This window comes from Nocardioides sp. NPDC101246 (genome assembly GCF_044767415.1).
Lineage (GTDB): Bacteria > Actinomycetota > Actinomycetes > Propionibacteriales > Nocardioidaceae > Nocardioides.
This window is the reverse complement of sequence record NZ_JBIWNX010000007.1, coordinates 258,355-284,889: the sequence shown is the minus strand read 5'-3', so window position 1 is coordinate 284,889 and position 26,535 is coordinate 258,355. Positions and strand designations below refer to the sequence as shown.

Here is a 26,535-nt window from a genome sequence, read left to right as displayed (position 1 = left end):
CCGGCCCGACGCTGACACCGGCCCGACGCTGACACCGGCCCGACGCTGACACCGGCCCGACGCTGACACCGGCCCGACGCTGACACCGGCCCGACGCTGACACCGGCCCGACGATCGTATGCCCCACCGGGGTCGGCGAAGCGGGCACTGATGGTCTCTGCGGGCGCGGACGCATGGCGGCGAAAAGGTGGGACGTCGGGCGGGCTGGCTTCCAGCGTCGCCGGTTCAGGTGCGTCGGGTGAAGCGGATCCGTCCGTCCGGGAGGCGTTCATGAGGGTGGCCGGCGTGGATGCGGCGGTGGTCGCTGGGGCACAGCAGGACCATGTTGGCCAGGTTGGTTTTGCCGCCTTCGGACCAGGGTTTCAGATGGTGGGCTTCGGTCCAGGCTGCTGGGGCGTCGCAGTCTTCGGCTTGGCAGCCTTGATCGCGGAGCCGGAGGGCTCGGTGTTGGATCGGGTGGGCCAATCTGGCGGTGCGGCCGAGGTCGAGGACCTCTGAGTCCGTGCCGAGGACGACGGGGACGAGGTCGGCGTTGCAGGCCATGCGGCGGGCTTCGGCGGCGGTGATCTGGTCACCGTCGAACCCCAACGCGGCGGTGCCCAGATCGGCCCGGAGCTGGTCGAGGCTCATGGTGATGAAGACCGTGGTCGCATGGCCACCGTGGCGGGGCAGGTTCTCCACGTCGTAGGTCTCCACCACCCGGGCGAACGCCTGACCCAGCAGCCGGTCGTAGGGGGCTTTGCGGCCCTTGTCCTCGGCCGACCACTTCCGGGGTTGGGCCAGGGAGTCGAGGATGGTGCGGAGCCGCATCCCGATCGCGCGGGAGACCCGGGCGTGGAGGTCGATGGTGCCGTCGCCGTTGTCGCGAGACTGGAAGAACGTACGCCGTTGGGCCTGTTCTTCTTCGCGCTGGAGGGCTTTGGCTTCGGCGGCTTCGAATCGGTCGGGGTCGATCTCGGCGAGGATCCGTTTCCCGACGATCCGCACCTCGTTGGCGGTCAGGCGGGTGGCGTGGTCGACCAGCAGCTTCTCCGCAAGCACCAGGTCTTCGGTGCTGGCAGCGGGGTCGGACTCGATGGCGTCGAGCGCTTTGGTGATCACCCGGGCCTTGTCCTGGGACACGCCACCCTCGGCGAGACCGGCAGCGACGAGGTCGTACTTGTCCACGCCTGTGGCGAGCTTGATCTGGGAGCGGGCTACGGCCTTGTCGACCAGCAGCTCGGTCCGCATCCACCCCGAGGCATCCTTCGCGCCGGTCTCCTCGGCGATGTCGCCGGCGGTGGCCAGGACCCGGAGCTTTACCGCGGTCTGTTGGGCGTGGATCTTCTCCAACCGGGCCAGTAGGTCCTTCTTCTGGCCGGTACGCCAGTAGGCAGGGTCACTCGCGAGCAGGTCTTGGAGGGAGGATTCGATGGCGGTCAGGGCGGCGTCGATCGGGTCGCCGGGGTTGGTGCCCCAGTGGTCGAGATCGTGCTCGAGACTCATCGCTTCCCTCCCTTCAGAGGTGTGTCGTGGTGGGTCTGATTCTACGCCCGGAACGGATACCTAGCCACCTATAGGTGCAGGTCAGAGGCCCTTTTCGTGGTGAGCGAACGACATCGTCCCTGTGGATGGTAAGTGGCCCGAAGGGCCACCCCTCCACCCCCACAAGCCCCACTAATCCAACAAGGTTTCCGCTGCGCCACACCCGGGCCGCCGCCCCGATAGCCAGCCAAATCTTTTCTCGACGGTCCCCGGTGTCAAGGACCGCGATAGCGGCCGGCGAAGCCGGCGGCCGAAGGCCGTCCTTTACTCCGGGGACCGTCGAGAAGACCCTCCAAGAACGGGTCGGCGGCCCACCCCAACCTCGAGGAAACAGTCCGAACTACCAGGACACCTCACCAGCCCGCGAGACATAAGCCGATTTCATGACCCCCACCAGATCGGCAACTGATACCCGCCGCTCAACGCCACGAGCGACATCACGCACCTGCACCTCCCCTGCCTCAGCCTCGACCCCACCGATCACCGCGATCAACGGTTCCCGCCGCCGCCGAGACTCCCGAATCCTGGCACCGAGCGAACCACCACCGTCGAGCCGAGGACGGAGACCCTCGGCGACGAGCGCGTCCACGAGCCCACGAGCGGCCGGGTCCTGGTCCGAGGAGACCGGGAGGACGGCGATCTGGGATGGGGCCAGCCACAACGGTAGGCGACCCTGGTAGCGCTCGAGCACGGCAGCCGCGACCCGCTCCATGGAGCCGACGGTGCCTCGATGGACCATCACGACGCGCTGTCGAGAGCCGTCGGCGTCGTCGTAGGTGAGGTCGAAACGCTCGGGCTGGTTGAAGTCGAGCTGGACGGTGGCGATGGTCTCCTCGTGGCCGGCCGGGTCGATGACCTGGAGATCGAGCTTGGGTCCGTAGAAGGCTGCCTCGCCCGGAGCCTCCGACAGCTCCAGTCCGTACGCCTCCAGCCCGGCGTCATCGACCGCTGACCGCAGGGCCTTCTCGGCGTCAGCCCACTGGGAGTCGGAGCCCAGGTAGGACGGCGAGCCGTCGCGCAGGGAGAGGCGTATGTAGTCCACACGGAGGCCGAGGATCCGTTGGGCCTCGAGCGCGGACCGCAGCGCTCGCGCCGCCTCGTCCCGCACCTGGTCGGGACGGCAGAAGACGTGGGTGTCGTCGAGGTTGATCTGACGTACCCGACTCAGCCCGGAGAGCACCCCGGACCGCTCGGCGCGGAACATCGGGGCGAGCTCGTGCAGCCGGATCGGGAGCTCGCGGTAGGAGTGCGGGCGCGCCCGATAGACGAGTGCGTGGTGGGGGCAGTTGGCCGGGCGGAGAACGAGGTCGTCCTCCTCCGGCCCCGGCCCCATCGACATCGGCGGGAACATGTCCTCGGCGAACTTCGCCCAGTGTCCCGAGCGCTCGAAGAGAGCGCGTTTGCCGAGCACCGGGGTCTTGACGGGTACGCAGCCGTCGGCCCGGGCCAGGTCCGCGGCCAGCCGCTCGAGCTCGGCGAAGAGGACGGCCCCGTCGGGCAGCCACAAGGGCAGCCCCGAGCCCGCCAACGGGTCGGTGGCGAAGATGTCGAGGTCGCGGTTGAGGTCTCGATGATCGAGGTCCATGAGTGTGCTCCTGAGGTCAAGGCCCGGAGCACCGCCACCAGAGACGAGAACCGCCCCGGAGCACTGCTCCGGGGCGGTCTGCGAAAAGTGGACAGCAGGTCAGCGCCGGAGTGGGTCCGGCGTCGTCGTGCTCATCGCGCGCTGCTGCATACCGTTCACCCTAGCGGCTCGAGGCGGCGTACGCATTCACAATTCCCGAGCCTCAGAGCTCGGTGGTGTCGAGCAGCTCGCCGAGCTCCTCACGGGAGAGGTCACGCATGTCACCGGGCTTCATGGTGCTCAGCCGGACCGGACCGATCCGGGTGCGGGTCAGTCGCGTGACCGGATGGCCGAGGTGATCGAGGAGGCGGCGCACGATGCGGTTGCGGCCCTCGTGGATGACCAGCTCGATGATCGACTTGTCCTTGCGGGTCTCCATGATCCGGGCCTTGGTGACGGTCACCGGGCCGTCCTCGAGGGTGACGCCGGCGAGGAGCCGCTTGCGTACGTTGGGGAAGATCTCGCCGGTGACCTCGGCGACGTAGGTCTTGTCGACCTCGTAGCTGGGGTGGGCCAGCCGGTGGGCGAAGTCACCGTCGTTGGTGAGGATGATCAGGCCCTCGGTGTCGGTGTCGAGCCGGCCGACGTGGAACAGGCGCTCCGGCCGGTCGGCGACCAGGTCGGAGAGGTTGCGGCGGCCCTCGGGGTCGCTCATCGTCGAGACCACGCCACGCGGCTTGTTGAGGGCCAGGTAGACCTTGCCGGAGATCGGCGGGAGCCGCTTGCCGTCGACGCGTACGACGTCCTTGCCGGGGTCGACCTTGGTGCCGAGGCGGGTGACGACCTCGCCGTTGACCTCGACGGAGCCGTTGAGCATCAGGATCTCGCTGCCGCGCCGCGACGCGATGCCGGCCAGGGCCAGCAGCTTCTGGAGCCGGATCAGGCCCTCGTCGTCCAGCGGCAGATCGTCACGCTCAGGCAGGTCGCTCACGTTTACGATTCTGCCGTATCGCCAGAGTCGGACCCATTCGCCGCGCCTTCTTCGGGCTGCGCAGCGAGCGCCTCCTGGCTGACCTGCTCGGTCAGCTCCTCCTCCATGTCGGCGAGGTCGGGCAGGTAGGGAGCCAGCTCCGGCAGGTCGCCGAGGTCGGTGATGCCGATCCGCTCGAGGAAGTAGCCGGTGGTGCGGTAGAGGTTGGCGCCGGTCTCGTGGTCCTGCCCGGCCTCCTCGACCAGGCCGCGGGTGAGCAGCGTGCGCATCACGCCGTCGACGTTGACGCCGCGGATCGCGGAGACCCGGGCGCGCGAGACGGGCTGCTTGTAGGCGACCACCGCCAGCGTCTCCAGAGCGGCCTGGGTCAGCCGGGCCTGCTGGCCCTCGAGCACGAAGCCCTCGACGACGGCGGCGTACTCCTCGCGGGTGTAGAACCGCCAGCCGCCCGCGACGTTGCGCAGGTCGAAGCCGCGGCGCTGCTCGGTGTATTCGGCGGAGAGACCCTTCAGGGCCTCGACCACCGTCGCGGTCGGGTGGGCCACGGCCGAGGCCAGCGCGGCCGCCTCCAGCGGCTCGTCGGCGACCATCAGCACTGCCTCGAGCGCCGGGCGCAGATCGGCGAGCTCGATCGCGAGCGTCTCTTCGGAGGCCTCAGTCATCGTCCTTCTCCCCATCATCGGCGCCGCCCTCCGCGGGCGGCTGCCCCTCGAACTCGTCCTGGATCAGCTCGTCGACATCGAGCGCCTCGTCGCCGGTCCAGCGTACGGTCAGCTCGCCCAGTGCGGTGACCTGGTCGAACGCGACCGCTCCCTCGCGGAAGAGCTCGAGCAGCGAGAGGAACCGGGCCACGGTGGTCAGCGTGTCGGGCGAGTCGGAGCACAGGCCACGGAAGGTGACCTGTCCCGAGGCGCGAAGCCGCTCGATGACCAGCGCCGCCTGCTCCTTGACCGACACCTTCGAGCCGTGGATGTGGGCGAGCCCGATCTCGGGCGGCCCCGGCTTGGGTGCCATCGCGGCGGCGGCGAGCTGGGCGAACTGATCCAGCCCGATCCCGATCAGCACCTCCGGCAGGAGCCCGGCGTAGCGCGGCTCGAGCTGGACCGAGCGTGGGTGCCGCTTGGACTCCTTCGCGAGCCGCTCGCCGAAGACGGCCGCGACCTGCTTGAACGCCTTGTACTGCAGCAGCCGTGCGAAGAGCAGGTCGCGCGCCTCGAGCAGCGCGAGGTCCTCCTCGTCCTCGACGTCGCCCTGCGGCAGCAGCCGGGCAGCCTTCAGGTCGAGCAGGGTGCTGGCCACCAGCAGGAAGTTCGAGGTCTGCTCGAGGTCCCAGCTGCCCTTCTCCCCCGCGCCCTTCTTGACGAAGGCGATGAACTCGTCGGTCACCGTGGCCAGGGAGACCTCGGTGATGTCGAGCTTGTGCTTGGCGATCAGGCTGAGCAGCAGGTCGAAGGGACCCTCAAAGTTCTCGAGGCGCACCTCGAAACCCCCGGCGCCGCTCGACTCCTGCTCCTCGGCCCCCGTAGGGGCATCTGTCATCTGCGTGACCGTCACTCGCCGAGCCGGTGCACGAGCGCGCTGTCGTCCCCGTACTCCTCCAGGTCGGCCAGCACGATCGCGAGCGCCTCGCGCACCAGGCGGCCGCGGTCGACCGCGATGCTGTGCTTGGCCCGCAGGTTGAGCCGGGCGTGCTCGAGCTCGAGCAGCTCCTCGGAGGTGATGTAGACCGTCATCTTCTCGTCATGACGTACGCGTCCGCTGGACCGCTTCTTGGCCGCCGGCGTCTCGTCGGCCGGCTCGGGCACGGCATGCACCGGACGAGCCTTCGCCTCGGCTGCCGCTGCGGAGCCAGCACCGTCGGACGTACGCCGGAAGAGGTCGTCGGCGGCCGGAACCCTCACTCGCCGCGATCCCATCGGGCCAGCACCTCCTTGGCGAGCATCCGGTAGGAGTCGGCGCCGGTGGAACTGGAGGCGTACTCGGTGATCGGCTCGCCGACCACGGTGGAGTCGGCGAACTTCACGGTGCGGCGGATGACGCTGTGGAAGACGCGGTCACCCCAGCCGTTGACCAGGGTCTCCATGACCTCGCGGCTGTGCATGGTGCGGCTGTCGTACATCGTGCCCAGTATTCCGTCGATCTTCAGACGCGGGTTGAGCCGCTCCTGAACCTTGTCGATGGTGTCCTTGAGCAGAGCGACACCACGCAGCGCGAAGTATTCGCACTCCAGCGGGACGACGACGGAGTCGGAGGCGGTGAGCGCGTTGACGGTCAGCAGGCCCAGGCTCGGCTGACAGTCGATGAGGATCACGTCGTAGTTGGCCACGGCCGGAGCAAGGGCGCGGGCCAGGGTCTGCTCACGGGCGACCTCCTGGACCAGCTGCACCTCGGCGGCGGAGAGGTCGATGTTGGCCGGGAGCAGGTCGACGCCGTCGATGCCGGAGGGGACGACCACGTCCTCGAGCGTGATGTCACGCTCCATCAGCAGGTTGTAGACGGTCAGCTCGATCTCGTTGGGCTGGAGCCCCAGTCCGACCGAGAGCGACCCCTGCGGGTCGAAGTCGACCATCAGGACCTTGCGGCCGTGCTCGGCCAGCGCGGCGCCCAGGTTGATGGTGGTCGTGGTCTTGCCGACCCCACCCTTCTGGTTGACCATCGCGACGGTACGAGCGGGGCCGCCGGTGGCGGGGCCGGGCTCGGGAAGGTTGGGCCAGGGTCGACCGGTCGGACCCATCTTGTTCTTGCCCGGGGAGTAGGAGCCCTCCTCGGGCTCGGGGGCGTTGGCGCGCAGCCGGGCCGAGGGCGGATAGGCCGGCGGCGGGGCTGCCGGCGTCTGCGGAGGCATCTGCGGCGCGGTCGCACCACCTGCTCCGAAATAGCTGTCTTCCATTCCTCCACCCCCGGTTCAGTTGCCGCGGCCCTGGGCGATCACGGCTAGCGGGTCTATATGTCGACACGGCGACTCTAAGACCCGGATCTGCGCGACTGTAGGAGCCGCGCCGGGCGTGTCACAAGGCAAATCCGGGTGATTCTGCTACGGGACCCGAATCTGTTGATGACCTGTGCACTTGGCGCCCCGCCAGCCCCACAGGAAGGGCCTTCGATGTGGAGAAACCTGTGGATGAATCTCCGCCCGAGCGGTGGCCCGCTCGAGGGGCTCAGTGCGACTTACGGCGCTTCTGGAGCTGGTCGTAGGCCTTGGTCGCAGCGTCCTTGATCTTCTTCTGGTTCTCGGGCTTGCGAGCCTCGTTGGCGATCTTGGCGACGGCCGCGACGACGATCGGGTTCTTCAGTAGCTTGCGCACGGCTCAACGCTAGCGGACCTCGACAACCGGGTCACAGCCGCCGCATCGCCACGGTCGCCAGGACCAGCTCGCCGGCCTCGTCGCTCGCGTCCAGGTCGGCCACCGCCTCGATCACCCAGTCGTGGTCGCCTGCCGGGTCGTCGAGGGTCTGGGTGATCCTCCAGACCCGGGTCGAGTCATACGCCTCATCGTCCTCGTCCACCCCTGCCGGCGCACCGCGCTCGACGGTCCAGGTGAGCAGCCTGGGCGAGCGCGAGTCGGCGGAGATGCCGACGTCGTCGTGCTCGGCGAAGTAGGCCTCCAGGGCGTCGTCCCAGCGGGACCTGGTCATCACGACGTCGCGCGCGGGCTCGAGCCGGTCGGCCGCGGAGCGTTCCAGCGACATGAGCGTGTCGAGGTCGTCTCGCGAGACCGCGTCGACCCGGGCCCACATCGCGTTGCGGACCATGATCTCGAACGCGCGGGTCTGCTGGGACAGCGACCGCGGTGGCGGCGGCGCCTCGTGGTGGGCCACGGCCGACGGGATGTGCTCGGGGTCGGAGAGCGCCTCCCACTCGTCGAGCAGGCTCGAGTCGGTCTGGCGGATGGTCTCCCCCAGCCACTCGATCAGGTCCTCGATCTCGGGGCTCTTGTGGGTCTCGGGGACGGTGTGCCGGAAGGTGCGGTACGCGTCGGTCAGGTAGCGCAGCACCAGGCCCTCGGAGCGGGCCAGCTGGTAGCGGCGTACGACGTCGGTGAAGGTCATCCCCTGCTCGTACATCTCGCGCAGGATCGACTTGGGGTCGAGCGCGTCCTCGGGCAGCCACGGGTGGGTGCCGCGGTAGACCTCGAAGAGCGCCTCGAGCCGTTCGGCCATCGGCTTGGGCCAGGTGATCTCCTCGATGAGCGCCATCCGCTCGTCGTACTCGACGCCGTCGGCCTTCATGTTCTCGATCGCCTTGCCGCGGGCCTCGTGCTGCTGGGCGAAGAGGATCTGGCGCGGTGGCTCGAGGACGGACTCGATCACCGAGACGATCTCGAGGGTGTGCTCGGGCGACTCCGGGTCGAGCGTGTCCAGAGCGGCGAGCGCGAAGTGCGCCAGGGGCTGGTTGAGCGCGAAGTCGGCGGGGAGCGCCTCGGTGAGGACGTACCTGCGTCCGTACGCATCCGGCTCGGCGAGCCTGGTCAGGACCCCGCTGTGGACCAGCGAGCGGGTCAGCCGCAGGGCCCGGCGGGCGAGCTTGAGCTGGGTGCGCTGCTCCTCGTGGTTGTCCATGGTGATCCGGCGCATCACCTCGAAGGCGTCCTCGTCGCGGGCCACGACGTTGAGGATCATCGAGTTGTCGACCTTCATCCGGCTCTGCAGCGGCTCGGGGGCGCCGTCGACGAGCTTGGTGAAGGTGGCCTCGGTCCACACCACGGTGCCCTCGGGCGGCTTCTTGAGCTGGGCCTTGGAGTTCTTCTTGCCCGCCTTGCGGCGCTCCTCGGACTTCGCCTTGGCCTTCTCGTTCTCGATGATGTGCTCGGGGGCCTGGACGACGACGTAGCCCTGGGTGTCGAAGCCCGCCCGTCCGGCGCGGCCGGCGATCTGGAGGAACTCGCGGGTGCGCAGGATGCGCTGGCGGCGGCCGTCGAACTTGGCCAGGCCGGTGAAGAGCACCGTGCGGATCGGGACGTTGATGCCGACGCCGAGGGTGTCGGTGCCGGCGATGACCTTGAGCAGCCCGGCCTGGGCGAGCTGCTCGACCAGCCTTCGGTAGCGGGGCAGCATGCCGGCGTGGTGGACGCCGATGCCCTTGCGCAGGAGCTTGGCCAGGGTCTTGCCGAACCCGGCGGCGAAGCGGACCGGTTCGAGCCGCTTGGCGATCTGGTCCTTCTCCTCGGTGGAGAGCTTGAGCCAGCCGGCGTTGAGCAGCGAGGCGCCGTGGGTGACGGCGTCCTTCTGGGTGAAGTGGACGACGTAGACCGGCGCCTGGCCGGTGGTGACGAGCTCCTCGAGGGTCTCCTGGAGCGGTGTCAGCCGCCAGTCGAAGGTGAGCGGAACGGGTCGTTCCGCCTGGTCGACGAGGACGGTGTCGCGGCCGTTTCGCCGGGTCATGTCCTTGGCCAGCGCGCTGGTGTCACCGAGAGTGGCGGAGAGGAGAAGGAACTGGGCCTGCGGGAGCTCGAGCAGCGGCACCTGCCACGCCCAGCCACGGTCGGGCTCGCCGTAGTAGTGGAACTCGTCCATGATGACGAGCCCGACGTCGGCGTGCTTGCCTTCGCGGAGCGCGAGGTTGGCGAGCACCTCGGCGGTGCAGCAGATGATCGGGGCGTCGGCGTTGACGCTCGCGTCGCCGGTGAGCATGCCGACGTTCTCGGCGCCGAAGGTCTCCACGAGGTCGAAGAACTTCTCGCTGACCAGAGCCTTGATCGGCGCGGTGTAGAAGGAGACCTTGTCCTCGGCCAGCGCCGCCGCGTGCGCGCCCGCCGCGACCAGGGACTTCCCCGAACCGGTCGGCGTCGCCAGGATGACGTTGTCACCGGCGAGGATCGACATGATCGCCTCGTCCTGGTGGGGGTAGAGGCTGCGGCCGCTCCCCTCGGCCCAGGTCACGACCGCCTCGTAGACGTCGTCGGGGCTCGCTCCGACCTTGGGGATCCAGTCGCCGGGCCTGGTCGAATCTGCAGACGCTGTCACAGGGCCCTCGGGTGTGCGGTCGCGAAGACCTCTCGGAGATTGTCCACGGTGACAAGAGTGTAGATCTGCGTCGTGGTCACCGACGCATGGCCCAGCAGCTCCTGCACGACACGTACGTCGGCACCGCCGTCGAGGAGGTGGGTGGCGAACGAGTGGCGCAGGGTGTGGGGCGAGACGTCCTTGTGGATCCCGGCGCGCTCGGCGGCACGGGTCAGGACCGTCCAAGCGGACTGACGGGAGAGACGGCCGCCGCGGGCGTTGAGGAAGAGCGCCCCTCCGGAGCGGGCGGCCGCGAGATCGGGACGGGCCCGGGTCAGGTACGCCTCGACCGCCTCGATGGCGTAGGAGCCCACCGGGACGATCCGCTCCTTGCCACCCTTGCCGCGCAGCAGGACGACATGGTCGACCCGGTCGAGGTCGTCGACGTCGAGGCCGACGGCCTCGGAGATCCGGGCGCCGGTGCCGTAGAGCACCTCGAGCAGGGCCCGGTCGCGCAGTGCGAGCGGGGTGCCGGGTGCGCCGGCGGCTTCCAGGATCACCTCCACGTCGGCCAGCGGGAGCGCCTTGGGGAGCCGCTTCTCCGCGCGCGGGGGCTTCACGTGGCCGGCCGGGTTCGCCTCGACCATCCCGTCGGCCACCGCGAACTTGTGGAACCCGCGTACCGCGACGACCGTCCGCGCCGCCGAGGTCGCGCTGAGCGCCGGATGCTCCTCGCCGCCCTCGCGCAGGTGCGCCAGGAACCCCGACACCGTCGCCTCCGAGACCCCGGCGAGGTCCTCGACCCTCTGCTGGGCGAGGAACTCGGCGTACCTCCGCAGGTCGCGCCGGTAGGAGGACAGCGTGTTCGCCGCGAGGCCACGCTCGACGCTCAGATGGTCGAGATACGTACGCATCGCGTGCTCCACCGCCGTCACGCTCCCCATCCAACCAGCCGAGTCGGCTCATCCTGACCAAACACACCGCCGAGTCGGCTCGTCATGACGAGCCGACTCGGCGGGATTGTGTGTCAGAACGCGCCGAGTCGGCCCTCAGGCCAGGACGGTCTCCAGCGCGATCGAGTCGATGCCGACCGCCTCACCGACGGGGGCGTTGGTGAGCTGGCCGGCGTGGGTGTTGAGGCCCTTGGCGAGCGCGGCGTCGTCGCGCAGCGCCTGGGTCCAGCCCTTGTTGGCGAGCGCGACGGCGTACGGCATCGTCGCGTTCGTGAGCGCGTAGGTGGACGTGTTCGGGACCGCACCGGGCATGTTGGCCACGCAGTAGAAGGTCGAGTTGTGGACCTGGTAGGTCGGGTCCGCGTGGGTGGTGGCGTGGGAGTCCTCGAAGCAGCCGCCCTGGTCGATGGCGATGTCGACGAGCACCGAGCCGGGCTTCATCCGCGAGACCAGCTCGTTGGTGACCAGCTTCGGCGCGGCCGCGCCCGGGATCAGCACGGCGCCGATGACCAGGTCGGCCTGGAGCACCTGCTCCTCGAGCGCGAGCTTGTTGGAGGCGAGCCCGTGGACCTGGTTGGAGTAGCGCCAGAAGGACATCCGCAGCTTCTCCAGGTCGGTGTCCAGCAGGGTGACGTCCGCGCCCATCCCCAAGGCGATGTTGGCGGCGTTCTGGCCGGAGACGCCGGCACCGATGATGACGACCTTGGCGTTGGCGACGCCGCCGACACCGCCCATCAGCGTGCCGCGGCCGCCCTGGGCCTTGAGCAGGTTGTAGGCGCCGACCTGGGGCGCCAGGCAGCCAGCGACCTCCGACATCGGGTAGAGCAGCGGCAGCGCCCGGTTGGGCAGCTCGACGGTCTCGTACGCGATCGCGGTGACCTTCTTGGCCAGCAGCTCCTGGGTCAGCGGCTTGTCGGCGGCCAGGTGGAGGTAGGTGAACAGGGTCAGGCCCTCGCGCAGGCGGTGGTACTCCTCCGCGACCGGCTCCTTGACCTTGAGCACCATGTCGGCGTTGCCCCAGGTCTCGTCGGCGTCGCCGAGGATCTTCGCGCCGACCGCGGCGTACTCGGCATCAGAGATCGAGGAGCCGACGCCGGCGCCTGCCTGGACGAAGACCTCGTGGCCGTTGGCCACCAGCTCGTGGACGCCCGAGGGGGTGATCGCCACCCGGTACTCGTGGTTCTTGACTTCCTTGGGTACGCCGATTCTCATGTCTTCCCCTGAATGTGGTGGTCCGTGGGTCTACGGGTCAGCCGGATGTTCGCCGCCTGACGCGGCATGTCTAACCCGGTGTGGCGCAAGTCACCAAAACCACGTCGACCGGTCCTGACCAGACCCCCTGATCAGACTCTGCCACGAGACTTGAGGGCGTCGTAGGCAAGCACCGCCTGGACGACCGGCGAGTCGGTCGCGCGGCCGCTCAGCACGGCCTCCAGGAGCTCCTCGAACGGCACCCAGTGGATGGTCATCTCGGCCTCCTCGTGCTCGAGCTCGAAGCCGTCACGGTCCGTCGCGGTCAGGCCGCGAGCGAGGAAGAAGTGGTGGATCTCCTCGGTGATCCCGGGCGTGGCGTAGGTCGAGAGCAGCGGCGTCCATTCGGCCGCCTCGTGGGCCACCTCCTCGCGCAGCTCGCGCACGGCGACGTCGAGCGGGTCCTCGCCGGGATAGTCGATCAGGCCGGCCGGCAGCTCGACGAAGCGCCGCTTGGCGGGATGGCGGTACTGGGTGATGACCAGGGCGCGCTCGTCCTCGTCCAGCGCCAGCACCACCGCGGCACCCGGGTGCTCGACCACCAGGCGGCGGAACGGCTCCTCGTCGAGATGCTCGGGCCGGTTGATCCAGTCGGCGCGCAGCGCCACCACCCACCCGTCGCGGTGGAGGTCCTCGGTCTTCGTCACCGGCCACGACTCGGCGGCGTCCCAACGCAGCTCACTCATGTCCCGACTTTATCCACCTGCCACATCCATCGGCCGCGCGACGTAAATACGCCACACCCTCGCCGGAGGGACTGTACGGTCCTACGTCATGACGGCTGAGAACGCGACCCTTTCACTGACCTACGAGGAGGCGGCCGCGCGGGCCGCCACGGTCACCGTCGAGCGCTACGACATCTCGCTCGACATGACCGGGCTGCTGGAGGGCGAGACGCTCTCCAGCGTCTCCACGATCTCCTTCTCCGCCACCCCTGGCGCGAGCACGTTCGTCGACTGCGTGGCCGAGGTCTCGGCCGCCACGCTCAACGGCACCGCCCTCGATCTCACCACGATCAGCGCCGGACGGATCCCGCTCGAGGACCTCGCCGAGACCAACACCCTGGTCGTGACCGCCTCCCAGTCCAACACCGCCGCCTCCGAGGGCGTGCTGCGCACCGTCGACCCCTCCGACGGCAACGTCTACGTGTGGACCTCCTTCGAGCCCGACGACGCCCGCCGGCTGTGGGCCTGCTTCGACCAGCCGGACCTCAAGGCGGTGCACGGGTTCACCGTGACCGCGCCGGACCAGTGGACGGTGCTGTCCAACTCGGCGCCCGCGGAGGTCTCCGACCCGGCGGCCGGAGCGCGGACCTGGGTCTTCGAGGACACTCCCCCGCTCTCGACGTACGTCGTGGTGGTCAACGCCGGGCCGTTCGTCGAGGTCCGCGAGGAGCGCGGCGGCTACGACCTGGGGCTCTACGCCCGTCAGTCGCTGGCGAGCCAGCTCGAGCGGGACCGCGAGGAGATCCTCGACGTCACCGAGCACGGGCTGGCCTGGTTCGGCACCAAGTTCGGGATGCCGTTCCCGCAGCGACGCTACGACCAGATCTTCGTGCCCGACATGGGCGGCGCGATGGAGAACTGGGGCGCGGTCACCCACAGCGACATGTTCCTCTACCGCACGGCGCCGACCCACGCCGACCGCACCGAGCGCACCAACGTGATCCTGCACGAGATGGCCCACATGTGGTTCGGCGACCTGGTCACGATGCGCTGGTGGGACGACCTGTGGCTCAACGAGGCCTTCGCCTCCTGGGCGGCCGTATGGGCCTCGGCCGCGCTCCCCGAGTACGCCGACGTGTGGGCCTCGATCGCGCTGACCGAGAAGAAGGCGGGCTACGACATCGACGCGACGCCCGCCACCCACCCGATCCGCGGGGTGGTGCCCAGCGTCGACGTGGCGATGGCCAACTTCGACGCGATCACCTACATGAAGGGCCAGGCCGTGCTCCAGCAGCTGCACGCCTACATCGGCGAGGAGGCCTACCTGGCCGGGCTGCAGGCCTACTTCGCCGAGCACGCCTACGGCAACACGGTCCTCTCCGATCTCATGGGCGCGTTCGGCGCCGCGGCGGGCAAGGACCTCTCCGCCTGGACCACCGCGTGGCTCGACCACGCCGGCACCGACGTGATCACGCTCGCCGACGGCAAGGTCTCGGTCACCGGCCCCAACGGGACCGTACGTCCGCACCGGCTCGACATCGCCTCCTACGACGCCTCCGGAGCGCTGCTGGCGACCACGCCGGTCACCGTGGCGGGCGAGCCCGTCGCGGTCTCGCTCCCCGAGGCGGCCGCGCACCTGGTCAACGCGACCGACGTGACTTTCGCGGCGGTCCGCTCGGACGAGGCCAGCGAGGCCTGGCTCGGCCAGAACGCCGGTCTGCTGCCTGACGCGGTGGCGCGGGCGGTCGCGGTCAACAGCGCCTGGTCCGCCCTGTTCCGCGGCGAGATCGCCGGCCCCGAGGTCGTCTCGCGCGTCCTCTCGGTCCTCGAGCGCGAGCGCAACCCGCAGGTCACCGGCGAGTTCCTGGGCATGGCCGTCACCGCCGCCGAGCTGTGGACGGCGCCTGAGCAGATCGCTGAGCAGCGTGCGCTGATCGCCGCAGCGGCCGCGGCGCTCGCCGAGGACCAGGCCAACCGCGACACCGCTCTTCGCGTCCTCGCCGCGCACGCGTCCACGCCCGAGCAGCTCGCCCTCGCCGAGGCAGGGGCCACCGAGGACGTACAGGTGGCCTGGCGGCTGCTCGGCCGACGCGCAGAGCTGGGCGACTACGACGCCTCGGCGGTCGCCGCGCTGGAGGAGCGCGACCCGGACCCCGAGTCGTGGGTCAGCGCCTTGGCCGTACGCACCGCGCAGCCGCTCGCGGAGGCCAAGGAGGAGGCCTGGCAGGTGACCATGATCGAGCGCCGGCTGCCCCGCACCGACAGCGCGTACGCGTTGAGCTCGGCGTTCTGGCGGCCCGGCCAGGATGAGATCCTGGCGCCGTACGCCCAGCGCTATCTCGAGGCCGTGCGCGAGATCCGCGGCGGCGGGCTGCTCGCCTACGGGCTCCAGCTCCGGTTCTACCCGGCCCAGGCCGGCGAGGACGTCGCCGCTGCCGCGCGCGCTGCCTGTGAGGGCGACACGCTGGTGCCGTTCGTACGCCAGACGATCATCCGCCAGGCCGACGTGCACTCACGGCAGGTCGCGGCCCGCGCGCGGTGACCGCCGCAGAATCGTTGGCCGTTCGAACGTATGGCCCGCGAGAACGGCGGGTACCCCTGGTGTCGTACGCAATCGAGAGGAGACACGACATGAGCACCATCGAGAAGAGCGTCCAGGTCGCGGTCCCGGTCAGCACCGCGTACGACCAGTGGACCCAGTTCGAGTCGTTCCCCCAGTTCATGGAGGGCGTCGAGTCGGTCCAGCAGCTCGACGACAAGCACCTGCACTGGAAGGCCGAGATCGGCGGTGTGACCCGCGAGTGGGACGCCGAGATCGTCGACCAGGTTCCCGATGAGCGCATCACCTGGCGCGCCGTGGAGGGTGCCAAGAACAAGGGGACCGTGTCGTTCACGCAGGACGCGATGACGCAGTCGACCCAGGTGACGCTCCACCTGGAGTACGAGCCCGAGGGCGCGGTGGAGAAGACCGGCGACGTGCTCAAGATCGTCGACATGAGGGCGAAGGGCGACCTCGAGCGGTTCAAGGACTTCATCGAGAATCGCGGCACCGAGACCGGTGCTTGGCGCGGCGAGGTGAAGCCGACCGGCGAGGTACGTCGCTAGCACAGACTCAGAGCCCCTGAGCCCGGCGGATGCCGGCCCCAGGGGCTCTGTCATTCGATCTCAGGCGTCAGCCGGCTCCGGCAGCTCGACGTCGCTGATGTCGCTGACCTCGCGGCGCAGGTTGGTCTCGTCGATCGGGAACCGCTGCTCCTTCTGCCGGTCCAGGGCCGCCTTCACCAGCCCGGCGAAGAGCGGGTGGGGGCGGGTCGGCCGCGAGCGGAGCTCGGGGTGGGCCTGGGTGGAGACGTAGTAGGGGTGTACGTCGCGGGGCAGCTCGACGAACTCGACGAGCTGGTTGTCGGGCGAGAGGCCGGAGAAGACCAGGCCGGCGTCCTCGAGCTGGTCGCGGTAGGCGTTGTTGACCTCGTAGCGGTGGCGGTGACGCTCCTCGATGGAGGTCTCGCCGTAGACCTCGGCCGCGATCGAGCCCTTCTTCAGCTCGGCCGGGTAGAGGCCCAGGCGCATGGTGCCACCGAGGTCGCCCGCGCCCTCGACGTACGCCTTCTGCTCCTCCATCGTCGCGATGACGGGCTCGGGGGTCTCGGCGTCGAACTCGGTGGAGTCGGCCTTCTCCAGGCCGAGCACGTTGCGGGCGTACTCGATGACCATGCACTGCAGGCCCAGGCACAGGCCGAGCGTGGGGATCTGGTGGGTGCGGGTGTAGGTCAGGGCGCCGAGCTTGCCCTCCAGACCACGGATGCCGAAGCCGCCGGGGACGCAGACGGCGTCGACGTCGTGGAGGTTCTTGGCGGCACCCTCGGGGGTCTCGCACTCATCCGACGGGATCCAGCGGATGTTGACCTTGGCCTCGTTGGCGAAACCGCCGGCGCGCAGCGCCTCGCCGACGCTCAGGTAGGCGTCGGGGAGGTCGATGTACTTGCCGACCAGACCGATGGTGAGCTCTTCCTTGGGGTGATGCACCCGGCGCAGCAGGTCCTCCCACAGCGCCCAGTCGACGTCACGGAAGGGCAGGTCGAGCTTGCGCACGACGTAGGCGTCCAGGCCCTCGCGGTGGAGCACCTTGGGGATGTCGTAGATGCTCGGCGCGTCGGCGGCGGTCACCACGGCGTCCTCGTCGACGTCGCACATGAGCGCGATCTTGCGCTTGATGCCCTCGGGCAGCTCGCGGTCGGCGCGGCACACGATGGCGTCGGGCTGGATGCCGATCTGGCGCAGCGCCATCACCGAGTGCTGGGTCGGCTTCGTCTTCAGCTCCTTGGACGGGCCGATGTAGGGCACCAGGGAGACGTGGACGAAGAAGACGTTGTCGCGGCCGAGGCGCTGGCGCACCTGGCGGGCGGCCTCGAGGAACGGCAGCGACTCGATGTCGCCGACGGTGCCGCCGATCTCGGTGATCACCACGTCGATCTCGGGACCGTGCATGGCCAGGACGCGCTCGGAGATCTCGTCGGTGATGTGCGGGATCACCTGGACGGTCTCGCCGAGGTAGTCGCCGCGGCGCTCCTTGGCGATCACGTTGGAGTAGACCTGCCCGGTGGTCACGTTGGCGTGGCCGACCAGGTCGGTGTCGAGGAACCGCTCGTAGTGGCCGATGTCGAGATCGGTCTCGGCACCGTCGTTGGTCACGAAGACCTCACCGTGCTGGAACGGGTTCATCGTGCCGGGGTCCACGTTGAGGTACGGGTCCAGCTTCTGCATGGTCACGCTCAGGCCACGCGAACGGAGAAGGCGGCCGAGGGACGATGCCGTCAGGCCCTTCCCCAATGAGGAGGCGACGCCCCCGGTGACAAAAATGTGCTTGGTCAAGCTCGCCGACTTCATGGGCCTCAATCCTATCAATGCTTCAGCAGGCCACCGAAACCTGACGCACCGAAATCGCCACCTTGTTGGCTGGTCTGTCGAGCCAGCGCGAGCGGAGCGGCGATCTGACCGGTGGTGGTCTCGATGCCGTCGACCGACGCGAACCAGCCCGGCCAGTCGTTGGCGCGGAGCGTCTCTAGGTCCTCGGAGCCCGTGGGTGCCGTCACGACCAGGCCTTTCGTGGTCGCGCCGAGGCCCTCGACCAGGCCCTCGACCGCGGTCGTGTCCTCGCTGTCCTCGCCGAGGACGACCAGGACGAGACCTGCCGGCCCGGTCGGTCGTCCCTGGGCCTTGACCAGGTCGCCGGTGAGCAACGCCACAGCGGCGGTCTTGGCGGGCTGGTCGAACGCCGCGGGCGGTTCGGTGCCGGCGTAGGTCTCTCCGATCACCTGGCCCATCCGCTGATAGGTCGCCTGCTTCGCGTCGCCGCGGCCCAGCTGCTTGACCAGCTGAGTGGCCAGGCTGTCGACATACTGCTTGCGGTCGGGGTCGAGCAGGTTCGGTCGTACGTCAAGCACGCCCGTCGTCTCGCCACCGGCCGCCTCGATGTTGCCGGCGAGTGCGGCGACCGTCTTCTGGTCCGCTCCGGGGAGGGTGACCACGGCGACCTTCTGGCCGGTGAGCCGGCCGGGCAGGAGCGCGTCGCCGGCCTCGGCGACGAACCGGTCCTCGGCGCTCTGCTGGGGATCCTTCGCGCCCTTCGTCTCGCTCTCGCCGGAGGTGGGGCTCGCCGCGGCCCCGTCGCCGGCTCTGCTCACGATTCCGACCCCGACCGCGGTGAGGTCGTGGTCGGCGGCCCAGATGCCGGCGGGTACGCCGATCGCCAGCGCCGTCACGGCGGCCAGGACCGGGAGGACGAGGCGACGGCTGCGGGAATCCTTGCGGCGCACCTGCGGGACCGCCGATGCGTCGATCAGCGTCGGGCCGAGGGCGAGCCTGGTCAGGTAGGTGCCGGCCAGGCCGGGGCGCTGGTCCTCGAGGAAGTCGGTCAGCGTGGTGCTCAGCCCGGCCCCGACCACCAGCGAGGGGTGCTGGGCGTAGGCGACCAGCAGGGCGGCGTCCTCGGGGGCGAGGGCGGACTCGAACCGCTTCGGCTGCACGCCGATCCGGTCGAGGAGATCGGTGGCGTTCTCGCTCGCGGAGGCGCCGGGCGCGAGGACGACCTCGGCAGCGCTGGTGAGCACCTTCGGTTCGGGGTAGGTGTCGGTATCGGGGCCCAGGACGATCACGGCGTGACGTACCTGCTTCTTGGTCAGCCGCTTCGCCGCGGGGCCCACCGCGATCACGGCCGGGCGCTGCTCGCGCAGGAAGCCGGCGAGGTCGCCCAGCAGCCGGCTCAGGTCGGGATGGTCGGCGACCACGACGACGGGCCGGCCGGCCAGCGGCGTGTCCAGAGGAGGTACGCCGTTGCCGTGCAGCAGCACCTCCTCCTCGCGCTTGAGCAGCTCGCTGCTGTTGTGGGTGAAGAGCTCCAGGTGGGAGCTCAGGCCACGTTTGGCGTCCTCGAGGTCCTGGTCGAGGGACTCCTGGTCGAGCGCACGGCCCGAGGTCAGCAGCTGCTCACCGTCGAAGACCTCGCCGTCGAGGATCCGGGCCTTCCGCCCGTCGACCAGCTTCTCCAGGCCAGCTTCGCCGATCTTGTCGATCAGCTCGATCCCGGCATCGGCCAGGGTCTGCGGGCCCCGGTTCGGGTAGCGGCCCGAGACCATCGGCTGGGCGTTGACCACGGCGATCACGCCCTTGGCGACGATCGCCAGCGCGGTGCTCCGGTCCAGGTCGACGTGGTCGATGACCGCGATGTCGCCCTCTTTGAGCCGCGGGATCAGCGCCCTGGTCGGTCGCCCCGAGCGGAGCGTGCCGCGGATGCCCGGGAGCACGGAGGGAATCTGGCGAGTAGGCAGTCTCATGTCCCGCCAATCCTCCCCCGGCATCGCGGTGGGTCCCCGGATCTCCCATCCGGCGAGTCGGTCGTTGTGGCGGCCGAATGCGTACGTTTGGCGGGGCGAGTCGGTAGTTGCGGCGTGTGTCGTTCGCCACAACTACCGACTCGGCACGCCGAAACGACCGATTCGGGCCGCCAGAGCTACCTGCTCGGGTCGCCGGAACTGAGGTTTCGGCGGGTGGGTCAGGCCTTGGCCGAGCGGGCCACCTCGAGGAGCTCGCGGGCGTGCGCGATGGCCGTGTCGGAGGCCGTCAGGCCGGCCAGCATGCGGGAGAGCTCGCGCTCGCGGGACTCGTCGTCGAGGACGCTCAGGCCGGAACTGGTGACCACGCCGTCGCTGGTCTTCTCGACGGCGACGTGGTGGTCGGCGAAGGCGGCGACCTGGGGCAGATGGGTGACGACCAGCACCTGGGCGGTGCGGGCCAGGTGGGCGAGGCGACGGCCGATCTCGACCGCGGCGGTGCCGCCGACGCCGGCGTCGACCTCGTCGAAGACGAAGGTCGGGACCGGGCTGGTCGCCGCCAGGACCACCTCGATGGCCAGCATCACCCGGGAGAGCTCACCTCCGGAGGCACCCTTGTGGAGCGGGCGGGGCTCCGAGCCGGTGTTGGCCGCCAGCAGCAGCTCCACCTCGTCGAGGCCGTTGGAGCCGTAACGCAGCCAGCGTCCGGCCTTGCCGGATCCGACCTTCAGCGGTGCATGCGCCTCTTCCTCGGAAGCAGGCGCGTCGGTCTCCTTCTGGCGTACGTCGACCACGAGCCGGGCATGCGGCATGGCCAGTCCGGTGAGCTCGTCGCTGACCGCCTCGGCCAGGGCTCCGGCCGCGTCGGTGCGGGCGGCCGACAGCGCCAGGCCGGCCTCGGCCAGGGCAGCTCGCAGCCTGGTCCGGTCGGCGCGGAGCTCCTCGATCCGGTCGTCGTCGGAGTCGAGCTCGAGCAGGCGCTTGGCGCCGGTCTCGGCCCAGGCGAGCACCTCGTCGATGGTCTCGCCGTACTTCCTGGTCAGCGCGGTCAGCGCCGCGCGGCGCTCGGAGACCACGGAGAGCCGGGCCGGGTCGGTCTCGATCGCGGTCGCGTAGGAGGCCACGTCGGCGGCCAGGTCGGAGAGCAGGTAGGAGACCTCGGCGAGGCGGTCTGCCAGGGAGGCGGCGTCGGGGTCGTGGTCGCGCACACCGTCGAGGGCTTGGCGGGCGGCCGAGATGGCGCCCAGCGCGTCGGGGGCGTCGATCTCCGAGGAGAGCGCCTCGCGAGCCTGCTCGGCGGCGGTGCGCAGCGTGTCGGCGTAGCCGAGCTTCTCCTCCTCCTGGGCGAGGGTGACATCTTCGCCGGACTCCGGCGAGACCTCCTCGACCTCACCGAGGCCGAAGCGGAGCAGGTCGGCCTCCTGGGCCCGCTCGCGGGCGTGGGTGGTGACCTCGTCGAGCTCTCGCTCCACCTTCTGGAGCTCGGCGTGGATGTCGCCGTAGGCAGCGATGAGCTTGGCGACCGCCTCGCCGCCGAAGCGGTCCAGCGAGTCGCGTTGGGCGCGCGGCTGCAGCAGCCGGTGCTGGTCGGACTGGCCGTGGACGGCGACCAGCGGGGAGGTCACCGAGCCGAGGGTCGCGACCGGGACGGTCGCTCCCCCGACGTACGCCCTCGCCCGGCCTTCAGCGGCAACGGTGCGGGCCACGAGCACGCGGCCCTCCTCGACCTCTCCCCCGGCCTCCTCGGTCGCCTCGACGACGCCGGGCAGCAACCGGGCGTCGATGACGCCCTCGACCCGCGCGGCCTTCTTGCCCTTGCGGACCGAGCCGGCGTCACCGCGGCCGCCGAGCAGCAGCCCGAGTGCGGTCACGATCATGGTCTTGCCCGCGCCGGTCTCACCGGTCACCACGGTCAGTCCCGGTCCGAGCTCCAGGGTCGAGGACTCGATGATCCCGAGTCCGGAGATCCTGATCTCCTCAAGCATTCTCGCCTCCGTTCATCCTGAACGGACGCCGTTCCGCGGCGCCTCGCCATCCCTCCACAGACAGTCCGAACTTCCGCACCAGACGATCCGTGAACGGAGCCTGGTGCAGGCGAACGAGTCTCACAGGCTCCACCCCCCGGGTGACCTCGATCCGGGCGCCCGGGCCCAGGTCGTAGGAACGCCGGCCGTCGCACCAGAGCACGCCGACGCCGTCGGCACGCGAGATGACCTCGACGGCCAGCACCGAGGTCGGCGCCACCACCATCGGCCTGGCGAAGAGCGCGTGGGCGCTGATCGGGGTCAGCAGCAGCGCCTCGACGCCCGGCCATACGACCGGGCCGCCCGCGGAGAAGTTGTAGGCCGTCGAGCCGGTCGGGGTCGCGCAGACGACGCCGTCGCATCCCCACCTCGACAGCGGCCGGCCGTCGATCTCGACGACGACCTCGAGCATCCGCTCGCGCGCGGCCTTCTCGACGCTGGCCTCGTTGACCGCGAACGTCCGGAAGACCTTCTGACCGTCCTCGAAGACGCTGACCTCGAGCGCGAGCCGGTCCTCGGAGGTGTAGCGACGCTGCACGATCGCCTCGATCGTCGACTCGACGTCGTCGTACTCCGCCTCGGCCAGGAACCCGACGTGTCCCAGGTTCACCCCGAGCACCGGGGTGCGGTGGGGCTGGACGATCTCGGCGGCGCGCAGGATGGTGCCGTCACCGCCGATCACCAGCGCCAGCTCGCAGTCGCGGCTCGCCTCGTGCTCCTCGGCGGCGAGCTCGAGCTTCGGTTCGTACGCAGCCGGGTCGATGCCCAGGTCGGCGGCCTCGCTGGCCAGCACCCGGACCACGATGCCGTGCACCGCGAGCGACTTGGCACAGGCGAGGGCGACCTCGCGGGCCTCCTCACGCCCGGTGTGGATGAGCATGAGGACGCGCCGAACCTCTGCCGGGTCCACAGGCGCTGGGTCCACAGCAGGGGTCTCGGGCTCGCTCACGGATCAACCTTCTCAGACGGCACCGACACTTCCCCGGCTGCGGGGCTCTCCAGGCCGCGCTGCTCGCGTACGGCCTCCTCGATCTCGTCCTCGCTCACCGTGGCCTCGCCGCGGCGCAGCCACAGGAAGAACTCGACGTTGCCCGACGGGCCCGGGAGCGGGCTGGTGGTGACCGCGCGTGCGCCCCAGCCTCGCTTGGCGGCGGCCGCGGCGACGGCGTTGACGGCCTCGGCTCGCAGGGCCGGGTCGCGGACGACGCCACCCTTGCCGACCCGGTCCTTGCCGACCTCGAACTGGGGCTTGACCATCAGCGCCAGGTCGCCGTCGGGGCTGGTGACCCCGATCAGCGCGTCCAGGACGAGCGCGAGGGAGATGAAGGAGAGATCGCCCACGACGGCGTCGACGGGTTCGCCGATCAGGTCGAGGGAGAGGTCGCGGATGTTGGTGCGGTCGTGGACGACGACCCGCTCGTCCTGCTGCAGCCGCCAGGCGAGCTGGCCGTAGCCGACGTCGACGGCGACGACCTGCTTGGCCTCGTTGCGCAGCAGTACGTCGGTGAACCCGCCGGTCGACGCGCCGGCGTCGAGGCAGCGGCGGCCCTTGACCGAGAGTCCGAGCGGTTCGAACGCCGCCAGCGCTCCGGCGAGCTTGTGCCCGCCGCGAGAGACGAAGTCCGGACGGTCGGGGTCCTCGGTGACCACGATCGCGACGTCGGTGGTGACGCCCGTGGCCGGCTTGGTGGCTCGGTTTCCCGAGACCGTGACCCGCCCGGCGGCGATCAGCTCGCTGGCGTGCTCGCGGGACCGGGCCAGCTTGCGCCGGACCAGCTCGGCGTCGAGTCGGAGGCGGCGAGGAGGCATGCGCTCGCCTCTCAGGGCTGGTCGGTCGGCTGGGGCTCGCCGGAGGCCGCGGCGATCCGGGCCATCGCGTCGTGGGCCCCGGTGTCGGGATCCAGGGCGCGGCGCAGCTCGGTGTGAGCGGCCTCGAAGACGCCGACGTGCTCGTTCAGCGGAAGCTCGTCGAGCCGGTCGAGCGTCTCGAGCACCGCGTCGACGCGGGCGACACCGGTGTGCGGCGCCGTGCCGGCGCCACTCGGCGCTGCCGGGGCCTCGGCCGGAGTCTCGTCGAAGTACTGCTCGCTCATGGGGCTGAGACTACCGTCCCGTCGTCGGCATCCGGGCGAGGCGGCACGGCCTGTGCGCCGATCGTGGCCACCGCTCCGGTCGCGTCCAGGTGTGCCCACGCGCCGGCCGCGGCCACCCGCCACCAGTCGTCGTTGCTCCCTTCGCCGGTGACCCACAGCTCGCCGTCGCGTACCTCTGCCGTCCAGCCGCCGAGCCGCGCGACCGTGCCGTCGATCTCCGGCGCCGAGTGGGCCTCCAACAGCCCGCCCAGGTCGGCGGAGATGTAGGACGGCCGCTGATGCGGCTCGGCCGCGACCAGATCCTCGAGCCCGGTGACCCCGGTGAGCACCAGCAGCGTGTCGATGCCGGCGTTGCGACCGCCCTCGATGTCGGTGTCGAGCCGGTCGCCGACCATCAGCGGGTGATCGGCCCCGGTGCGCCGGATGGTCTCGTCCAGCAGCGGTCGCGACGGCTTGCCCGCCACGACCGGCTCGACGTCCGAGAAGCGGCGCAGGGTGTCGACCAGGACGCCGTGGCCGGGAGCGATCCCGTAGGCCGCCGGGAAGGTCATGTCGGTGTTGCTGGCGACCCAGAAGAGCCCGTCCTTGATCCGCACCGCCGCGCGCAGGATGTCCTTCCACAGGAGCTCGGGGTTGTAGCCGGTGACGATCGCCTCGGCGTCCTCGTCCACGGCCACCGGCACCAGGCCGGCGGCCTCGAGCGGCTCGCGCAGCCCGGCGGCACCCAGATTGACGACCTTCGCCCCCGGGGCGAGCCGCTCGGCCAGGACGCGCGCAGCGGCCTGCGCCGAGGTGACCACGTCCTCGGCGGTCGCCTCGATCCCGAGGTTGCGGATGTTCTCGGCGACCTTGGCCGGAGGCCGGGCGGCGTTGTTGGTGATGAACGCCAGCCTGAGCCCGGCCTCGCGTGCGGCGGCGAGCGACTCGGGGGCGCGCCGGACCGCTGAGCCGCCGATGTAGACCACACCGTCGAGGTCGAGCATCGCGACGTCATGGGCGGCGGCGAGCACCTGGGCTGAGCCCTTCAACTGATGGCCGGTCAGCACACGAAGTTCCTTCTCTGAGTCGGGGGTTCGGCGAATGGCACCAGTGTGACCCTACGATGTGCGGATGGACGATACGGGTGTGGTCAGGGCGCCGTACCTCGGGCGTCCGCTGCGCCTGGAGCCATTTCGAGCGCTCTCGTTGGCGCCTTCACGGATCGGTGACCCGACCTCCGCGCGGCTCTACTCCCGTCCCTATCGGGGGGTCGCTTCCCGGATCAGCTCGTGGCTGGCGCGTGGAGATCTGCGCCAGCACCACGACCTCGCGCTCTACCTCCACGAGTACACCGCAGCCGGGATCACCGTGCGTGGCGTCGTCGGGATCCTCGACGTCTCCCACCGCACCGACGACCCGGGTCAGGCCGCGGTCATCCCCCACGAGGGCGTACGCACCGCCCAGGCCGAGCAGCTCGCCTCCCGGATGCGGCAGATGCGGGTGCACCCAGCGCCGATCCTGCTCACCTACCACGCGCCCGACGGGGTCGCGGCCCTGCTCGACCGGGTGCAGAGTGGCACTCCCGAGGAGCAGTACGACGACCACGGCGGCCAGCACCACCGCGTCTGGGCGATCACCGACGAGGCGCTGATCGCTCAGCTGCGCACCGCCTGGGCGAGCCAGCAGGCACTGATCGCCGACGGGCACCACCGCTACGCGGCCTATGCCGAGCTCCAGGGCCTCGCCGAGCCCGGCGACGGCGCCGCGACCGACTTCGGTCTGGCGATGCTCATCGACCAGGACGACACGCCGTTGCAGCTCGGCGCGATCCATCGGGTCCTGGCCGGGGTGAACCTGCGCGACCTACGGGCCGCGGCCGAGTCCGTCGGCGCCGAGTGGACCGCCGGCGGCCGCGACGCCGCGCTGAGCAGGCTCGGCCCCGGTGTCATCGTGCTCAGCGACGGCCGTGGCTGGGCCACCCTCGACGTGGACACCGCCAAGAGTCCGATCACCGGCGATGTCGGCTATCTGCACGACCTCGTCCTCCCGAAGCTGCGCCGGCAGCCGTCGCGGGTGCTGCACGCCCACCAGGTCGACGCCGCACTGAAGCGGGCCCGCCCGGGGCGCGACGTCGCCGTGCTGCTGGCGGCACCGAGCTTCGACACCATCCTCTCCTCCGCCTCGATCGGGCGGCTGCTCCCCGAGAAGGCGACCTCCTTCCAGCCCAAGCCGCACCCTGGCGTGCTCATCCGTCTCTTGGACTCGGCGCGGCTGGAGAAGTCGCGCCACTAGCTGGCCTGCCTGGTCGCTGCGGCTGCTCTGCTCACCCGTCTGGCCGAGGACACCTCCACCTCGGTCATCGACTGCAGCCGGCCGCCGGTCTTGAAGAAGCGGCGACGCAGGGAGCCGTTGACCTCGATGACGTCTCCGACCTGCCAGGTCATCGCCGCGCGGCGGACCCGGGCTACCCAGGTGTGACACTCGAGCGCATCGATCTGCACCCGGCTCCCCCGGCGTTTGTCGCGTGGCCTGTTCACGACCACCCGGAACGCGGTCAGCTGATCTCCGCTCGGCAGCTCCTTCTCCTCCGCGGCCAGCGACAGCCGACCGATCAAGCGCACCTCGTTGACCGTCGCCAGCACGCCGGCCGGCCCCGTCCGCTCGCCATCGTCGGGTGATGGCTCCTTCTCTACCCTTGCGACCGTCATCTCGATCACC

The 26,535-nt window shown here is 70.2% G+C and carries 23 protein-coding genes; 3 read left to right on the top strand and 20 right to left on the bottom strand.

All coding sequences use genetic code 11. The annotated features are described in order from the left end of the window. Window positions 1-225 precede the first annotated feature (225 nt). The 12 genes from ACIRON_RS15550 to ACIRON_RS15495 all read right to left on the bottom strand — a co-directional run bounded on the left by ACIRON_RS15550 (window position 226) and on the right by ACIRON_RS15495 (window position 12,912). A complete protein-coding gene (locus ACIRON_RS15550) occupies window positions 226-1,485 on the bottom strand; it encodes a DUF222 domain-containing protein (protein WP_402993166.1) in 1,260 nt (419 codons plus the stop codon). Window positions 1,486-1,864: 379 nt separating this feature from the next. Further along, complete coding sequence (gene thrS / locus ACIRON_RS15545) at window positions 1,865-3,109, bottom strand: threonine--tRNA ligase (RefSeq protein WP_402993165.1); 1,245 nt, start codon at window positions 3,107-3,109, stop codon at window positions 1,865-1,867. A gap of 202 nt (window positions 3,110-3,311) precedes the next feature. Beyond that, on the bottom strand, window positions 3,312-4,079 hold the full coding sequence (locus ACIRON_RS15540; protein ID WP_091042169.1) for a pseudouridine synthase: 768 nt from the start codon (window positions 4,077-4,079) through the stop codon (window positions 3,312-3,314). 2 nt (window positions 4,080-4,081) lie between these two features. Continuing rightward, a complete protein-coding gene (scpB, locus tag ACIRON_RS15535; protein ID WP_402993164.1) occupies window positions 4,082-4,741 on the bottom strand; it encodes an SMC-Scp complex subunit ScpB in 660 nt (219 codons plus the stop codon). Further along, window positions 4,734-5,618, bottom strand: a complete 885-nt coding sequence (locus ACIRON_RS15530) for a segregation and condensation protein A (protein WP_402993163.1) — start codon at window positions 5,616-5,618, stop codon at window positions 4,734-4,736. The genes scpB and ACIRON_RS15530 overlap by 8 nt, the downstream gene beginning before the upstream one ends. 11 nt (window positions 5,619-5,629) lie before the next feature. Further along, entirely contained in the window at window positions 5,630-5,995 is a 366-nt protein-coding gene (locus tag ACIRON_RS15525; protein WP_402993162.1) for a hypothetical protein, read from the bottom strand. After that, entirely contained in the window at window positions 5,977-6,924 is a 948-nt protein-coding gene (locus ACIRON_RS15520; RefSeq protein WP_402993245.1) for a ParA family protein, read from the bottom strand. The genes ACIRON_RS15525 and ACIRON_RS15520 overlap by 19 nt, the downstream gene beginning before the upstream one ends. Window positions 6,925-7,237: 313 nt before the next feature. Beyond that, complete coding sequence (locus ACIRON_RS15515) at window positions 7,238-7,384, bottom strand: hypothetical protein (RefSeq protein ID WP_402993161.1); 147 nt, start codon at window positions 7,382-7,384, stop codon at window positions 7,238-7,240. Window positions 7,385-7,415: 31 nt separating this feature from the next. Next, window positions 7,416-10,043: a DEAD/DEAH box helicase gene (locus ACIRON_RS15510; protein WP_402993160.1), complete on the bottom strand. Its 2,628-nt coding sequence runs from the start codon at window positions 10,041-10,043 to the stop codon at window positions 7,416-7,418. Beyond that, complete coding sequence (gene xerD, locus ACIRON_RS15505; RefSeq protein WP_402993159.1) at window positions 10,040-10,966, bottom strand: site-specific tyrosine recombinase XerD; 927 nt, start codon at window positions 10,964-10,966, stop codon at window positions 10,040-10,042. The genes ACIRON_RS15510 and xerD overlap by 4 nt, the downstream gene beginning before the upstream one ends. Before the next feature lie 105 nt (window positions 10,967-11,071). After that, window positions 11,072-12,187, bottom strand: a complete 1,116-nt coding sequence (gene ald, locus ACIRON_RS15500) for an alanine dehydrogenase (RefSeq protein ID WP_402993158.1) — start codon at window positions 12,185-12,187, stop codon at window positions 11,072-11,074. A gap of 131 nt (window positions 12,188-12,318) precedes the next feature. After that, entirely contained in the window at window positions 12,319-12,912 is a 594-nt protein-coding gene (locus ACIRON_RS15495; protein ID WP_402993157.1) for an NUDIX domain-containing protein, read from the bottom strand. 88 nt (window positions 12,913-13,000) lie between these two features. Between ACIRON_RS15495 and pepN the strand changes: the two genes are divergently transcribed. After that, a complete protein-coding gene (pepN, locus tag ACIRON_RS15490; protein ID WP_402993156.1) occupies window positions 13,001-15,433 on the top strand; it encodes an aminopeptidase N in 2,433 nt (810 codons plus the stop codon). An 89-nt stretch (window positions 15,434-15,522) separates the two neighbouring features. Beyond that, on the top strand, window positions 15,523-15,996 hold the full coding sequence (locus tag ACIRON_RS15485; protein ID WP_402993155.1) for an SRPBCC family protein: 474 nt from the start codon (window positions 15,523-15,525) through the stop codon (window positions 15,994-15,996). Between the two features lie 60 nt (window positions 15,997-16,056). Here ACIRON_RS15485 and ACIRON_RS15480 read toward each other — a convergent pair whose 3' ends face one another. From ACIRON_RS15480 to ACIRON_RS15450, 7 genes are all read right to left on the bottom strand, one after another. Further along, a complete protein-coding gene (locus ACIRON_RS15480; protein ID WP_402993154.1) occupies window positions 16,057-17,778 on the bottom strand; it encodes a CTP synthase in 1,722 nt (573 codons plus the stop codon). Window positions 17,779-17,792: 14 nt separating this feature from the next. After that, on the bottom strand, window positions 17,793-19,724 hold the full coding sequence (gene steA / locus ACIRON_RS15475) for a putative cytokinetic ring protein SteA (RefSeq protein ID WP_402993153.1): 1,932 nt from the start codon (window positions 19,722-19,724) through the stop codon (window positions 17,793-17,795). Window positions 19,725-19,942: 218 nt separating this feature from the next. Continuing rightward, on the bottom strand, window positions 19,943-21,706 hold the full coding sequence (recN, locus tag ACIRON_RS15470) for a DNA repair protein RecN (RefSeq protein WP_402993152.1): 1,764 nt from the start codon (window positions 21,704-21,706) through the stop codon (window positions 19,943-19,945). Next, complete coding sequence (locus ACIRON_RS15465; protein ID WP_371113316.1) at window positions 21,699-22,694, bottom strand: NAD kinase; 996 nt, start codon at window positions 22,692-22,694, stop codon at window positions 21,699-21,701. Before ACIRON_RS15465 ends, recN begins: the two co-directional genes overlap by 8 nt. Then, a complete protein-coding gene (locus ACIRON_RS15460) occupies window positions 22,691-23,554 on the bottom strand; it encodes a TlyA family RNA methyltransferase (RefSeq protein WP_402993151.1) in 864 nt (287 codons plus the stop codon). Before ACIRON_RS15460 ends, ACIRON_RS15465 begins: the two co-directional genes overlap by 4 nt. Window positions 23,555-23,565: 11 nt before the next feature. Beyond that, window positions 23,566-23,838 (bottom strand): hypothetical protein, encoded by a 273-nt coding sequence (locus ACIRON_RS15455; RefSeq protein WP_091042194.1) that lies wholly within the window; start codon window positions 23,836-23,838, stop codon window positions 23,566-23,568. Then, window positions 23,835-24,884, bottom strand: a complete 1,050-nt coding sequence (locus tag ACIRON_RS15450) for an HAD-IIA family hydrolase (protein ID WP_402993150.1) — start codon at window positions 24,882-24,884, stop codon at window positions 23,835-23,837. Before ACIRON_RS15450 ends, ACIRON_RS15455 begins: the two co-directional genes overlap by 4 nt. Before the next feature lie 64 nt (window positions 24,885-24,948). Between ACIRON_RS15450 and ACIRON_RS15445 the strand changes: the two genes are divergently transcribed. Then, window positions 24,949-26,109: a DUF1015 family protein gene (locus ACIRON_RS15445; protein WP_402993149.1), complete on the top strand. Its 1,161-nt coding sequence runs from the start codon at window positions 24,949-24,951 to the stop codon at window positions 26,107-26,109. Here ACIRON_RS15445 and ACIRON_RS15440 read toward each other — a convergent pair. Then, window positions 26,106-26,525: a single-stranded DNA-binding protein gene (locus tag ACIRON_RS15440; protein WP_402993148.1), complete on the bottom strand. Its 420-nt coding sequence runs from the start codon at window positions 26,523-26,525 to the stop codon at window positions 26,106-26,108. The two genes, ACIRON_RS15445 and ACIRON_RS15440, sit on opposite strands and share 4 nt — an antisense overlap. Window positions 26,526-26,535: the final 10 nt, after the last annotated feature.

Coding starts and splice junctions, on each gene's coding strand:
- ald (WP_402993158.1), bottom strand. CDS start 12,187: ATGAGAATCGGCGTACCCAAGGAAGTCAAGAACCACGAGTACCGGGTG.
- ACIRON_RS15445 (WP_402993149.1), top strand. CDS start 24,949: ATGGACGATACGGGTGTGGTCAGGGCGCCGTACCTCGGGCGTCCGCTG.
- ACIRON_RS15550 (WP_402993166.1), bottom strand. CDS start 1,485: ATGAGTCTCGAGCACGATCTCGACCACTGGGGCACCAACCCCGGCGAC.
- ACIRON_RS15440 (WP_402993148.1), bottom strand. CDS start 26,525: ATGACGGTCGCAAGGGTAGAGAAGGAGCCATCACCCGACGATGGCGAG.
- recN (WP_402993152.1), bottom strand. CDS start 21,706: ATGCTTGAGGAGATCAGGATCTCCGGACTCGGGATCATCGAGTCCTCG.
- pepN (WP_402993156.1), top strand. CDS start 13,001: ATGACGGCTGAGAACGCGACCCTTTCACTGACCTACGAGGAGGCGGCC.
- ACIRON_RS15525 (WP_402993162.1), bottom strand. CDS start 5,995: ATGGGATCGCGGCGAGTGAGGGTTCCGGCCGCCGACGACCTCTTCCGG.
- ACIRON_RS15520 (WP_402993245.1), bottom strand. CDS start 6,924: ATGCCTCCGCAGACGCCGGCAGCCCCGCCGCCGGCCTATCCGCCCTCG.
- scpB (WP_402993164.1), bottom strand. CDS start 4,741: ATGACTGAGGCCTCCGAAGAGACGCTCGCGATCGAGCTCGCCGATCTG.
- ACIRON_RS15485 (WP_402993155.1), top strand. CDS start 15,523: ATGAGCACCATCGAGAAGAGCGTCCAGGTCGCGGTCCCGGTCAGCACC.
- ACIRON_RS15495 (WP_402993157.1), bottom strand. CDS start 12,912: ATGAGTGAGCTGCGTTGGGACGCCGCCGAGTCGTGGCCGGTGACGAAG.
- steA (WP_402993153.1), bottom strand. CDS start 19,724: ATGAGACTGCCTACTCGCCAGATTCCCTCCGTGCTCCCGGGCATCCGC.
- ACIRON_RS15530 (WP_402993163.1), bottom strand. CDS start 5,618: ATGACAGATGCCCCTACGGGGGCCGAGGAGCAGGAGTCGAGCGGCGCC.
- ACIRON_RS15480 (WP_402993154.1), bottom strand. CDS start 17,778: ATGAAGTCGGCGAGCTTGACCAAGCACATTTTTGTCACCGGGGGCGTC.
- ACIRON_RS15460 (WP_402993151.1), bottom strand. CDS start 23,554: ATGCCTCCTCGCCGCCTCCGACTCGACGCCGAGCTGGTCCGGCGCAAG.
- xerD (WP_402993159.1), bottom strand. CDS start 10,966: ATGGGGAGCGTGACGGCGGTGGAGCACGCGATGCGTACGTATCTCGAC.
- ACIRON_RS15455 (WP_091042194.1), bottom strand. CDS start 23,838: ATGAGCGAGCAGTACTTCGACGAGACTCCGGCCGAGGCCCCGGCAGCG.
- thrS (WP_402993165.1), bottom strand. CDS start 3,109: ATGGACCTCGATCATCGAGACCTCAACCGCGACCTCGACATCTTCGCC.